This window comes from Corynebacterium sp. ACRPQ (assembly GCF_022347225.1).
GTDB lineage: Bacteria > Actinomycetota > Actinomycetes > Mycobacteriales > Mycobacteriaceae > Corynebacterium > Corynebacterium tuberculostearicum_D.
Genome location: NZ_JAKRNF010000009.1, coordinates 12,818 through 26,006 on the forward strand (window position 1 = coordinate 12,818; position 13,189 = coordinate 26,006).

The 13,189-nt window shown below is 57.2% G+C and carries 10 protein-coding genes; 3 read left to right on the top strand and 7 right to left on the bottom strand.

What is annotated here, in order from left to right; all coding sequences use genetic code 11:
- Position 1 precedes the first annotated feature (1 nt).
- On the top strand, positions 2-775 hold the full coding sequence (locus MHY24_RS06705; protein ID WP_239228798.1) for a hypothetical protein: 774 nt from the start codon (positions 2-4) through the stop codon (positions 773-775).
- Here the strand turns inward: MHY24_RS06705 and MHY24_RS06710 are convergent.
- The 3 genes from MHY24_RS06710 to MHY24_RS06720 form a co-directional block, all read right to left on the bottom strand.
- The gene (locus tag MHY24_RS06710; protein WP_239191935.1) at positions 772-1,845 is read right to left on the bottom strand and encodes a ferrochelatase; all 1,074 of its coding nucleotides are present in this window, start codon (positions 1,843-1,845) and stop codon (positions 772-774) included. The genes MHY24_RS06705 and MHY24_RS06710 overlap by 4 nt on opposite strands.
- Before the next feature lie 31 nt (positions 1,846-1,876).
- Positions 1,877-3,331, bottom strand: coding sequence for an NlpC/P60 family protein (locus MHY24_RS12165; RefSeq protein WP_239228799.1), 1,455 nt, complete (start codon positions 3,329-3,331; stop codon positions 1,877-1,879).
- A 1,713-nt stretch (positions 3,332-5,044) separates the two neighbouring features.
- The gene (locus MHY24_RS06720) at positions 5,045-5,509 is read right to left on the bottom strand and encodes a DUF6676 family protein (protein WP_239228800.1); all 465 of its coding nucleotides are present in this window, start codon (positions 5,507-5,509) and stop codon (positions 5,045-5,047) included.
- A 328-nt stretch (positions 5,510-5,837) separates the two neighbouring features.
- Between MHY24_RS06720 and can the strand changes: the two genes are divergently transcribed.
- The gene (can, locus tag MHY24_RS06725) at positions 5,838-8,651 is read left to right on the top strand and encodes an aconitate hydratase (RefSeq protein ID WP_239228801.1); all 2,814 of its coding nucleotides are present in this window, start codon (positions 5,838-5,840) and stop codon (positions 8,649-8,651) included.
- A gap of 191 nt (positions 8,652-8,842) precedes the next feature.
- Positions 8,843-9,418, top strand: a complete 576-nt coding sequence (locus tag MHY24_RS06730; protein WP_204609017.1) for a TetR/AcrR family transcriptional regulator — start codon at positions 8,843-8,845, stop codon at positions 9,416-9,418.
- A 75-nt stretch (positions 9,419-9,493) separates the two neighbouring features.
- Here MHY24_RS06730 and MHY24_RS06735 read toward each other — a convergent pair whose 3' ends face one another.
- The 4 genes from MHY24_RS06735 to MHY24_RS06750 all read right to left on the bottom strand — a co-directional run bounded on the left by MHY24_RS06735 (position 9,494) and on the right by MHY24_RS06750 (position 13,177).
- Positions 9,494-10,630, bottom strand: a complete 1,137-nt coding sequence (locus tag MHY24_RS06735) for an ATP-binding cassette domain-containing protein (protein WP_239191939.1) — start codon at positions 10,628-10,630, stop codon at positions 9,494-9,496.
- Positions 10,621-11,313 (bottom strand): energy-coupling factor transporter transmembrane protein EcfT, encoded by a 693-nt coding sequence (locus tag MHY24_RS06740; RefSeq protein ID WP_239191941.1) that lies wholly within the window; start codon positions 11,311-11,313, stop codon positions 10,621-10,623. The genes MHY24_RS06735 and MHY24_RS06740 overlap by 10 nt, the downstream gene beginning before the upstream one ends.
- Positions 11,313-12,023, bottom strand: coding sequence for an ECF transporter S component (locus MHY24_RS06745; protein ID WP_239228850.1), 711 nt, complete (start codon positions 12,021-12,023; stop codon positions 11,313-11,315). The genes MHY24_RS06740 and MHY24_RS06745 overlap by 1 nt, the downstream gene beginning before the upstream one ends.
- A gap of 182 nt (positions 12,024-12,205) precedes the next feature.
- The gene (locus MHY24_RS06750) at positions 12,206-13,177 is read right to left on the bottom strand and encodes a nucleoside hydrolase (protein ID WP_239228802.1); all 972 of its coding nucleotides are present in this window, start codon (positions 13,175-13,177) and stop codon (positions 12,206-12,208) included.
- Positions 13,178-13,189: the final 12 nt, after the last annotated feature.

The following is a 13,189-nucleotide window of genomic DNA, read 5'->3' on the forward strand; positions in this document are numbered from 1 at the left end:
CATGGATATGCGCGCCGAAGTATGGTCACCTTTACAAAACACCGCCGTCTGGCTTGGCTCGTGGCTATGGGGACATGAAACCACCGATGACTTGCTGGACGCGCTTACTGAGCTTGGCGGACGTCCAGAATGCTGGGACGAATCCCCCTTCGTCGATCTGCTAGCCATGCTGCGCGCGGAGACCTCCGAGCTTACGGCTCATCGCGGTGTACGTGCAGAGCCTATTGTGCGCCTCGCACTGTCCGGGCCAGGCGAGCCGCCTGCATTGCCGGCAGGATCGGAGTCTTATCGCGCGGCCGCACAAAGTTCTGCCGGGGCAATCATAGTTCGTACCAATGATCCCTTGCGTAACTTAGTCCTCATCGCCCACATTCACCACAGCCATACAGCGTGGCAAGTGGTCGTCGAAAAGCAGCAGCTCCCCGCGCCCGCCTGGCTAAGCCCCGGTGAAGCTGATGCGCTCCTCTCTCAAGCAACCAATGAGTCCGCCGATCTCATCGCCGCAACCGGGTATACCACCGAGGCCTTGCCCAACCCCCGCCTCACCGTGGGAACCCTGAGCGACTTCTATGACACACCTGGCCTTCCCCACTCAACGCCAGCTCGAGCAGCCAAGCTCTTTGCCCGAGCCGATCGGGTAGCCGCAATCATCGAAACCGTCACTGACCGCATCAATGACCACAGCCTTGACCCACAATTGCTTCGCTTGTGGCGCCACATACGCCAGGCCCGCATGACAGGCGTGTCTTATGCGCTGGGAGAATTTGCCCGTTAACGGGACCAGATATCGCAGCACCCCGCCGCACACGGTGCACCATTGACTGTGCACCCTTGCACCGTGACACTCCCGCTGGTCTCCCACTCGCGGCCCTGCTCTAGCTCATCGATGAGATCAACGACCATCTCCGCAAACCGTGGAGTCGGACCCGCTGTCCGGGTGCGCAGGACCTTGACACCCATCTCGTCTGCCGCCTTCTGCAGCTCGGAATCGAGATCCCAGATAACCTCCATATGATCAGAGATGAAGCCAATCGGACACACCACTACCGTGTCGATACCTTCGTTATGGTGAATATCTGTGGTGTGATCAACAATGTCTGGCTCGAGCCACGGAGTGCGTGGGTTGCCCGAACGTGACTGCCATACGAGGTCGTAGTCAGAAATACCTGCCTGCGACGCCACCAACCGCGACGCCTCTGCTACCTGGCGGGAGTAAAGGTTTTTATCGCCTTCCACACCGCCCACGTTATCGTGCGCGACGGGAACCGAATGGGCGGTAAACAGCATGCGAGTGGATTCCTTCTTTTCTTCCGGAACCTGTCCCCAGACCTCTGTGACGGCGGCTGCCATTTCGACCACGAACTTCGGATGATCGAAGAATTGGCGAATCTTAGTAAATTCAATGTCCGGCAAACCCTGCTCCGCCAGATGCTCGCGCATCTGCTGAATATCCTCATCATATTGCCGGCATGCGGAGTACCCACCCCATGCAGAGGTAGCGAAGACGGCTACCTTGCGCACCCCGTCCTGAGACATCTTCTCCGCAGTCTCGCCGGCAAAGGGATGCCAATTTCGATTGCCAAAGTAGACAGGTAGATTATGTCCGCGTTTTTTCAGCTCCCCTTCGACATGATCGATGATTTCTCGGTTAAGTGCATTGAGCGGACTTACACCCCCGAAGTGGTAATAATGCTCGCCCACCACTTCTAGCCGCTCGCGAGGGATACCTCGACCTTGGGTAACGTTCTCCAAAAAAGGAACGACCTCCTCGTTTCCTTCCGGGCCACCGAAAGAAAGAACGAGGAGGGCGTCGAAGTTTTGGGCATTCTGTTGTGCGTCAGTCATGCCCTAAACCATACCAACCAAAAGTTGGAGATTAGAGAAGGCGCACGACATCCGGAGTAGCGCCACCCCAGCGTACTGGGACTACTGAAACAGTCTGACCAGACTGTGGCGCTTCAATCATTTGGCCGTCGCCTAGGTAGATAGCTACGTGCTGGCTTCCACCAGCTCCGTAGAAGATAAGGTCACCACGCTGTGCGTTCTCGCGAGGAATCTTCTTGCCCTGCTGGTACTGCGCACCAGTGTAGTGAGGAAGGTCCAGGCCGGCTGCCGCGTAGGCATACTTAACTAGTCCCGAGCAGTCGAAGCCAGACTGGCCGAAGTCGCCGAAGGAATCAGCCACGCCACCGTCTCGAAGACCGCCGGTTGGACCATTATTATCGCCGCCACCCCACACATAAGGGACGCCGACCTGAGACTCAGCGCGAGAAATCACGGCCTCGATCTGAGCGTCTCGGCCCGCGTCTGCACCAGTGGTGGTTTCCTCGGACTCAGTTACCTCATCCAATTCGGGAGCATCAACATTGGCGGCAGGTGCAGTGTTCGGACTGCCCAAACCAAGCAAGTCAGAAGAGCCCTGCATGAGGGTGCGCACATCGTCCTCATCAACGGCTGCAGCGATATCATTCGCAAGTCCGAGCGCATCGTTAACAGAGGACCCAGTGCCGAAATCGACGTTCTGGAACGTCGGAGTAGCACCCTTGTTGAGGGCGTTTCCAAAGTCCGCTTCTGGAGTAGTCTTATCCTGCTCAGCAACGGATGGAGCCTCCGGATTATCGGCAACGTCCGCACTGCCAGGAGCCTCAAGCGATCCCCGATCTACTACCTCATCCGTAAAGCCCTGAGACTTGTCCTCGGAAGTCAAGTCTTCAGAATTGACCGTAAAGGCGTTAGCCGGAGCTGCAGAATCAAGATTATCAACTTGATTTGGCGAGGTTGGAAGAGAATCCTGCTGCGAGAGCTGCATCCCGCTTGCTGCCTCCTCTTGGGGCGCAGCCTGCTGCTGGCGGGCAAAAGTGGCCTCCGCAAACCTTTGGGTAGCGTTTAGTCGCGCTTCATTCTGGGCCAGCTCCCGACGCTCCTGCGCAACCCGATTCTCGGCTTCTCGCTTTTCCTCACCGGCCTGGCGCAGCTCATCTTCCAAGCTGGCAACGTACTCTTCATTAGTGCCCGGCTCGCCGTTCACTTGTTCCAATTGGGTTCGGATCTGAGCAATACGGTCTTCCGCTCCGGAAACATCTGCTTCCGCGCGACCTAGCTCTGCCCGGGACTCCTCCACAGCGGCCTGCAGCGAATCTGCATTGGCAACCGCACGGTCAATTGCTACGTGGTCTGACTCTTGGTCCTGGACCGAACCCGGATTTGGCGTCGATACTTCATCGGCGCCTGCTGGGGCTACGGTGGAAAGTGTTGAAATGGCTGCGGTACCTGCTACTGCAGCAATGAAAGCGCGAACATGTCGAATGCGCGGAAGGCGAATGGTGGCCACTGAAATACTCCTAGTTTGGGCCCACCCTGCTCCTTTTGTGAGAGTCCACGAAGACCTCCGGACATAGGTATGCCCGGGCTCCCCGCCTGCATATTTCGCACAAACACAGGCGTTATCGCATGCCTTATTGGGTGGCCTAGGAAATCGCTTCGACTAGATATCTATAGCTACGCGAAACTATCCCCTAGCGCCCGCAGACACTAGAGCGGTAACTGGTATTGGACTGCCTACATTGGCTGAGACTTCACTCCGGGTGTGCACATTCTGTGGACGCTCAGCAGACTTAGGGCTTTCATGTTGGAACTAGAGAGAGTTGAGGACGATTGCTGCGCCGATACTGGATGACTCTAACCGCTACTGTTTCCCCACAACAGCGATATCCAGCCAACTAGTGCTCCGACAAGAGAGCCTAAAAGTCTACTTGCGTGAGTCCGACAAGTCGGCCACAAATGGTCTACAACTATTCTCTGTTCAAACAAATTCCCACGACTGCGAAATCCACTTCTATTCTTCGCTGTGCGCGACATACGCTCCAGGATGCGTCTAACAACCCGCGATTCCGTATGCCCCGATCACGTCTTCGTTGCACTGAGCACCGTGAGAACTGCTCTACGGGTTCTGGCAGACCTCGCCGCGGCGCCGACCGGAACCCAAAAGGTCTAGCCTTTTAGTACTACCGAGCCGTCGAGGGCAAGCAGCCACAAACCATGAACAGGCCGCACGAAGCTGACCCTTGTGGAGTGATTCGGCGTTCCCAGACCCTATCCCTATGGACCTCTCCGTACGCACCTTCTGCAACAACAGGCTTTCAGCCTTAGCCATATAAAGGTTCGCACCAAAATTTCCACACGGTGGAGTTCTAATGAACCCGTCTCACCTCATAAACGGAAGGTGGGTTGATGTGTAATTTTTCGAACATTGTAATCGCTCAAGTTCTTTGCCTGCGTTCCCAATCGCTATCGAAAGGTCCCGGTTCATTGACTTCCAAGAACGGCCACTCGACGTTCTAACTTTCGCTCGAGGCGTGCTTCCCCACATACCCGTGCGAGTTCTCTCGTGACAGTCAAGGCTAAGCCCATGAACCCAGGAAGCAAGAAATGTCTCCTGAGTCGACACCCGAACCTTACGTCACGACACGCCCGTTTCGCACAATTTTCCCGCAATTCACGTGAGTCAAGTTAATTCACATGACTCAACATGTGCACCTAACCTGCAATGATTTTGTTACCGTCCCGTTATTGTGACTTTAATCACTATCAAACCGGAGCCCATACGCTCTACCAACCCCGAGTCTGACCACGACCAGGCCAACTGAACCACTCCCCCACCGGATGTCAACCCCTAAGGGTTTACTTTGACCACTCCCCCGCCCCATCCACGGTCCCCAATTAGGCATCCGGCTCACGCTAAGTCCAGGCCGAACTTCTGCCTCCCCAATCCGCAACCGACTCTCCCGGCACCCCGTGAGTGAACGAAACTGCGTCATCCACATTCGCCCGGAGTTCTTCAGTACACGCCTTCGGGCCAGTTGCCCGAATTTTCCGCGCATCAAAGGCTCGCAAAAGTTTCACCCTCTAACGCAATACTTTCTCGAACAAAATTAATTTTCAGGTACTATTTGTCGAATTCTGGAAGGCCATGTTCCACGCTTCTCGCCCGGCTTTCATTACTGGCCGGCTCGCACCCTCAGCTTCCGTAGATCCTTTTCAACTATTAGGGCTTGCGACGGCCGGCCGCTAGGAAAGAGCCAACCAATACAATCACGGCGATTACGGCAACTGCCCCTACCACTGCGCCGACCGGGAAGCTGATTTGGTCTAGCCCCCTGTAGTACTCAGACAGAAGGTCTACTTGTTCAACCCCAGGCGGGATCTGCGCCTGTACCGACTCAATGTCAGCGCGGCTATAAGTGTCACTAACGGAAGAAACATGGCGAGGGGTTTGTACGATGACGGTGTTCAAACCTGTCGCATCCTGGAGCTCTTGGGCAATGTCACGGACATCAGGTGCACGATCAGCCACCACATCAACCACGGCCACTCCGTCACCGTCTCGCAAGCCTTGAGCTACCTCCGCGTTGAGCTGTGCATCTTGGCTGAGCGTTGGGGACGTGTAGGCCACGCCGTCCTCTTCCAGCTGGCCTGCCAAATCAGCTACATCTACGCCCGCGGGAACCATGCGTATCTCTTCCTTATATATAGGGCTCCTAAACTTCTTCTCCCCCAAGATACGGGCGGGCCACAGACGTCCATCCCCTCAACTCGCCGAATTTCTCAAAAAGGTGAAAACAGAACGCTTGTACTGTTACAATGGCAGCGACCGAAGGTTTTAGCCTCTACAATATCTAGGTGAACCATCGCGTTCTTTGTCGCCTTCAACACAGCAGGCCCCATGGTCGCGTCGAGTCACACTCGTGACCGTTGACGCTGAGCACTGCCCCGCTGTGACGAAAGGCGGCGAGTACCAAACAGAACACACTGTTTATTAACAAGGAATGGAGCTCCCTGTGACTGAAAGCTTGAACTCCTTCGAGGCCAAGAAGACCCTTGACGTCAACGGCAAGTCTTATGACTACTTTGACATCAACACCGTCTCCGGCTTGGAGAAGTTGCCTTACTCCCTCAAGGTGCTGGCAGAAAACCTGCTGCGTAACGAGGACGGCAAGAACGTAACCAAGGATCACATTAACGCCTTGGCAAACTGGGCTCCGGAGGCAGAACCGGACACCGAAATCCAGTTCACCCCGGCGCGCGTCCTCATGCAGGACTTTACTGGTGTTCCTTGCGTTGTTGACCTCGCTACCATGCGTGAGGCCGTCTCCGCACTGGGTGGCACCCCAGATCAGGTTAACCCTCTCAACCCGGCCGAAATGGTCATTGACCACTCCGTCATCGTTGAAGCTTTCGGCTCTACCGATGCGCTGGAAAAGAACGTTGAAATTGAGTACCAGCGCAACGAAGAGCGCTACCAGTTCCTCCGCTGGGGTGCTGAGAACTTCTCCAACTTCCGCGTAGTTCCTCCGGGAACCGGCATCGTCCACCAGGTGAACATCGAGTACCTGTCCCGCGTTGTATTCGACAACGAGGGCCTTGCTTACCCGGATACCTGTATCGGTACCGACTCCCACACCACCATGGAAAACGGCCTGGGCATTCTGGGCTGGGGCGTCGGCGGCATCGAGGCAGAGGCTGCCATGCTCGGCCAGCCGGTATCCATGCTTATCCCGAAGGTCGTAGGCTTCAAGCTGACCGGTGAGATTCCTACCGGCGTTACTGCAACCGACGTCGTTCTTACCATCACCGAGATGCTGCGCGAGCACGGCGTTGTTCAGAAGTTCGTTGAGTTCTATGGCAACGGTGTTAAGTCTGTCCCGCTGGCAAACCGCGCCACCATCGGTAACATGTCCCCTGAGTTCGGTTCCACCGCTGCGATCTTCCCGATTGACGAGGAGACCACCAAGTACCTCGAGCTCACCGGCCGCCCGCAGGAGCAGATCGACCGCGTCGAGGCCTACGCCAAGGCGCAGGGAATGTGGCTGGAGGAGGACGCTCCAGAGGCAAAGTACTCCGAGTACCTCGAGCTGGACCTGTCCACCGTTGTTCCTTCCATTGCCGGCCCGAAGCGCCCGCAGGACCGCATCCTGCTGACCGAGGCTAAGGAGCAGTTCCGCAAGGATCTGGCTAACTACACCACCGACGAGGTTTGCGTTGACGAATCCACTGTCGAGGCAAAGCGCATGTCCGCAGAAGGCGGCGCTCCAGTTATGGAAGACGTCACCGGCGGCTTGAACAAGGCTCGTGAGGGTCACGGCGAGTCCTCGGCTACCGGCGCGAAGGGCCGTCACTCCAACCCAATTACCGTTGAGTCCCAAAACGGTGGCGAGTTCACCTTGGACCACGGCATGGTTGCCATTGCCTCCATCACTTCCTGTACCAACACCTCTAACCCATCCGTCATGGTGGGCGCAGGCCTTATCGCCCGTAAGGCAGCAGAAAAGGGTCTGCAGTCCAAGCCATGGGTTAAGACCATCTGTGCTCCTGGCTCCCAGGTTGTTGATGGCTACTTCCAGCGTGCAGACCTGTGGAAGGATCTCGAAGCCATGGGCTTCTATCTCTCCGGCTTCGGCTGCACCACCTGTATTGGTAACTCCGGCCCACTGCCGGACGAGGTTTCTGCAGCCATCAACGAGAATGACCTCGCTGCGACCGCGGTCCTTTCCGGTAACCGCAACTTTGAGGGTCGTATCTCCCCGGATGTCAAGATGAACTACTTGGCTTCTCCAATCATGGTCATCGCCTACGCCATCGCCGGTACCATGGACTTTGACTTTGATGCACAGCCGCTGGGTCAGGATAAGGAAGGCAACGATGTCTTCCTGAAGGACATTTGGCCATCCCCGCAGGAGATTGAGGACACCATCCAGTCCGCTATCTCTCGCGAGATGTACGAGGCTGACTACGCCGACGTATTCAAGGGCGACGAAGCTTGGCGCAACCTGGACGTGCCGGAGGGCGAGACCTTCAAGTGGGATGAGGATTCCACCTACATCCGCAAGGCTCCTTACTTCGACGGCATGCCAACCGAGCCGAACCCGGTTGAAGACATCAAGGGTGCACGCGTTCTGGCAAAGCTGGGCGATTCCGTCACCACTGACCACATCTCCCCTGCTTCCGCTATTAAGCCGGGCACCCCGGCTGCGCAGTACCTCGATGAAAACGGCGTTGCCCGGCAGGACTACAATTCCCTGGGCTCCCGTCGCGGTAACCACGAGGTTATGATGCGCGGTACCTTCGCAAATATTCGCCTGGCCAACCAGCTGGTCGACGTCACCGGTGGCTACACCCGTGACTTCACCCAGGAAGGCGGCCCGCAGGCCTTCATCTTCGATGCTTGCCAGAACTATAAGGAAGCCGGCATTCCGCTCGTTGTCATTGCTGGTAAGGAGTACGGTACTGGCTCTTCCCGCGACTGGGCAGCTAAGGGCACCAACCTGCTTGGTGTGAAGGCTGTTATCACTGAGTCCTTCGAGCGTATCCACCGTTCCAACCTGATTGGCATGGGCGTTATCCCACTGCAGTTCCCGCAGGGCGAGTCCCACGAGTCCTTGGGCCTGGATGGTACGGAGACCTTCGACATCGAGGGCATCTCCGCCTTCAACGATGGCTCCATCCCGAAGACCGTCCACGTAACCGCTACCAAGGAATCCGGCGAGGCCGTGGAGTTCGATGCTGACGTCCGCATCGACACCCCGGGTGAGGCTGACTACTTCCGCCACGGCGGCATCTTGCAGTACGTTCTGCGTCAGATGGTCAAGAACTAAGCGTCTTCGCGCAGTCCTTTAGCCCAACCGATGGGTTAAAGGACTAAGTTCAGTCGACAACGCGGGGTTGCACCGCCCTCTCTCAGGAAGGGCAATGCGGCCCCGCGTTTCGTCACGTCGACTTTATTTCTTATTTAAAATTACTGATTAAACAATCTTTAGATATCCCCCATTAAGGAGAGTTCCCTACTATGCCCATCGTGAGCGAATCTGAACTTAGCCGCCGCCGGCACGACATTCTCGTAGGTGCCCGCCGCTGCTTTGCAGAGCACGGGTACGAGGGAGCAACTGTTCGGCTACTCGAGCAAGCGACGGGTAAGTCACGTGGCGCAATTTTTCACCACTTCGGTGACAAAGAGTCACTATTTCTTGCCTTGGCGCAAGAAGATGCCGCTCGTCAAGCCGAAGTCGTGGCTCAAAATGGCTTGGTAGAAGTCATGCGGGAAATGCTCCAACATCCTGAGCGCCACGATTGGCTGGCCACTCGCTTGGAAATCACCTCCCTGCTACGCACGGACCCCTCGTTCGCCGCTCGGTGGAAAGAAAATCAATCGGTTCGTGATGAAGCCGTTCGCGCACGATTGGCATCTAATGCGGATAAGGGTCGCCTACGAGATGATGTAGGAATCGATACCTTAGCCATCTATCTTGAGGTATTTATGGACGGATTCATTAATCGACTTGCCTTGGGCGATACAGCGGAGCTGGAGAATGTTCTTGACTTAGTAGAGCAATCCATCCGCGGTGCTCAGGCGAGCCCACAGTAACCCCATACAACTACTTTTGCTCCCGGCAGCGTCTTAACTGATGTTGGAAACAGCCGGGAGCAATTTTGTATGTGCTTATAGATGCTGCGCCGGCAGTGTCTTTTCCGTTACTTCAGCATAGGTTTCTATTTCAGCCACAAACTTAGGATCGTGGCAGGTAACTGCGAGGGCGCTGCCGGACTGCAGTGCGTGGTGGATAAGTTGGTGCATGAGCCAGCGGTCAGCAGCTGAAAGCAAGGTGTCTGGTTCGTCGAGCAGAACCACCGGTCGCTGCTGCCCGATCACGTGGGCAATCTGCGCAAGCCGCAGGCGAGACGATGATAGGTCGAGAGGATGATCTGCCGGATTTAGTCCCAGCAGGTTGCGCAAGGTGTCGTTGGGGACGAATTCCTCCACCGTTGGAAATACCGCCTGATCAAACGGCGATTGCAAGGCAAGAGCGGGTGGATTCGGGACAGCTCCGGCGCCATCGAGCCCAGCAGCAGCGCGCAGGAGCGTGGTCTTGCCACTGCCATTATCGCCTCGCAGCCACGTAACCGCAGATTTCGCGATAGGGATTTCTACCGGTCCGACGCTGAAGGAAGTGCCACGGGGCTGAGAAAAGTGCCACCATTTCTTCTTTGCTGCACCCCTGCGTGCTGTTAGCGGACCGATACTCCCTGTCCGGGGGCTTGCAGAAACCCGCGGTAAGTCTACGGCCGCTACGAGTGGGTCTGTTCCAATGATGTGCCCACCCAATTCTTGCCAGGAAGCACTGGATATAGAAATGACGCAGGTTTCCGGCAATTCCTGCAAGAGGCGAACCACTTGCGTGCGCGAGTCAGCATCAAGCCCGGCTGCAGGCTCGCACACAATCATGACTTCCGGATCGCGAATGGCGACACAGGCAGCCGCAAGCCTGCGTGTTTGGCCACCGGATAGCTGTGTTGGATCGTGTTCGCGGTAGTCAGACAGGCCCACGGCGCGAAGCATTCGCTCCCCGCGCCGCTGCATTTCAGGGGCAGGAACGCCGGCATTTTCGACGCCTAAAACTACTTCTTCGATACAGGTTTCCCGCAGGAAGCTAATCTGTGCTGAGGCATCCGTACCGATGATGGCTTCGGTAGATAGGTGCTCGGCTAGTTCCACGGCAACGTCTTCGACGGCTGTGTCAGGCTCGACGAGTACTTGATAAATGGCCCCAGGGGTGGGCTTAATGCGGGCTAGATCCATGTAGCAATCACCACCGCAAGGGTTACTAGCGGAATGAGGAAGCGTACGACGCGGGAGGCCATGGAATCGGAAACGGGGCGCAATAGGCTGCGTTGCCCTTCCTGGTCGAATCCGACGGCGGCGAGGGCCTGGCCACGTTGGGTTCCTTGGGTAAGGAGGCGAGCGATAACGGGAATAATGACGCGCGAGATGGTATTGCGCCAAGTCACGGTGATGCCTGCGAGCTGGTTGGCTTCGCGGACGCAACGCCATGCGTGCGCACCTTGGGGCAGGGTTTGTAGGGAGGCTCCAACGATATACGCGACCTTGTGGCCAGCGCGCGAAACTTGCAGCCACTTGGCGATATCAGCAATGCGCAGCACTGCCATGGCCGCGATGAAGCAGGCCATGAGGGCGCAGAACCGCAGGGTGAGGGTGGCGGCGAGCACCAGGCCGTCGCTTGTTACCAGCGGCAGCACTGGGTCATCACCGTAGGGGGCGTGAATGACCAGCATGGAAAGGGCCGCTGGGGCGCTTAACGCCACAGTTGTCAAAATCACGGAAGCGTTGCGGGTAGCGGCAGTACCGCAGGCTAGGGCGATAAGCACTACGCTTGCCGACGCCACCGGGGTATTCAGCGCCAAAGTAAGGACCCAGCCGCAGGCCGCGATGGTGACAACGGTGGCGGGATGAAGGCCCTGCATTAACGTGGCTGGAGGGATTCTCGGGTGCGCTGCGGCAGTGCCTTGACCGCTGCCCAGACAATGAGGAAGACCAATGCCTTATCCAGGGGATCCGAAATAAAGGACTGCAGCGTAACCGAGGCGATGAGGGAATTGCCCAGCTCTCGGAACAGCGAAACAACCGCGCCCGTACCAAGACCTGCGGTACCGCCATAAACAAAGGCCGCCACTGGTGCGGCGAGCATGCCGGAAATGATGCCGATGATGGCGCCGCTGAGAATGACCCACCACACCTTAGTGAAAGCACCCTTCTTGATTACCAGTCCAGAGAGGAACCCCGTGGCCGCGGACACGGCGGCGAAGGGCAAAGCGGCGGGGTTCAACAGTCCCCATACGACGGAGGACAAGGTACCAGTAGCCAATCCGGCGATGGGGCCCGCGAACGCGGCTACCAGGATCGTTCCCACGGAGTCGATATACAGCGGAACGCCGATAGAACCGATGATTTCGCCGACAACAATATTGAGCACTAGCGCTACCGGGATGATGGCGATGGTTCGCGCCGGTAGCGCCGGAACGGTGCCGGCTAGAAGGAGCGCGGCGCCAACGAGGTAGCCGGCGAGGGTAATAAGCGCCTCTGTCGAGCCGGCAACGGATTCCCAATCAGTAGGACGCAGAAGAACCAGATAAATCCAGGTTGCGGCGACAATGAGAGCACCCGCGATGACCATAGCCTTGCGGGCGGGGGTGAGAGAAAGCTGTGACACAGTAAAAGTCCAAATCCATATACCGAAAAATGGGCAAAATAAACGACGACCGCGGATGGTGCTGCGTTCCTATGTCACCTCGGAAAGCGAGCTTGCACGGCACGTGCGCCGCGGATAATAGTAGAGGCTCTGCGTGTTAAAAGCTACTAATGCGAAGCCAATAGCGTGAATCCCCGCGCGCATTCGTGGTGTGCGGCCTCTATATCTGCGCCTGTTACCAGCCGCGCGTTGTGGGCGCGGCCCCAATGGTTGCGCAAATCTGCAACGCACGTGCCCCGCAACAGTGACGATTCCGCTTCAACGTCCACGGTGGTTTCTGTCGCTTCATAAGGGATGCGCCCCAGGGCAATCATGCAGGTCAAGAGGTCGTGGATCTGGGCTTGATAGCCCTCTCCCTGTGCCTGGTGGAATTCAAAATAAAAACGCAGCACGTCCGGCAGGATCTGTGCTGTAGGGTGATCCCCCAACAATTCCAGGACCTCGTCTAGGCGCTGCGGAGTAATGAGAAACTGTTCCGTTACTTCGAGGGAACACAGCGTGGTGAGAACGCGTGGGGCGGTTGAATGAAAATGTTGGGCGGCGGCGTGTGGATCCACCCAAAAGTTCCACTCTGCAGTGGGTGTGGTGTTTCCGCGGTAATTGACCGCGCCGCCCATGATGGTGATGGCGCCGAAGCGCGCGGCAGCCTCGCTATGGGTTGCCTCGAAAGCAGCAAGGTTGGTGACCGGTCCAGTAACGATCAGCTGCAGATCGTCGTGGGTGGCTAATGCTTCTTCCCATACCTGCTGCCAATCGCGCTGTTGTAGCTTGGCGGCGGCAGCGCGGGCATGTGCATAGCCCAGCCCTGTCGGGCCATGGGTCTCAGGGGTGGTGGTGAGATCCACCTTGAGGGGTTGGGGTAGGCCGGGGGCGACGGGGACGTCGGCAAGCGAGCAAAGATCCAAAATCCAGCGGGCATTAGCCGCGGTCTGGTGGACCTCGACGTTGCCGGCCGTGGTGGTAACGCCCACCAGCTCGATCTCACCGGCATGATGCAGACCCGCCAAGTACATAAGGGCGAGGCAATCATCGATGCCGGGATCGCAATCAATAAGTACAGCTGGTGGCTTAGCAGTCATAATGCCAGCCAG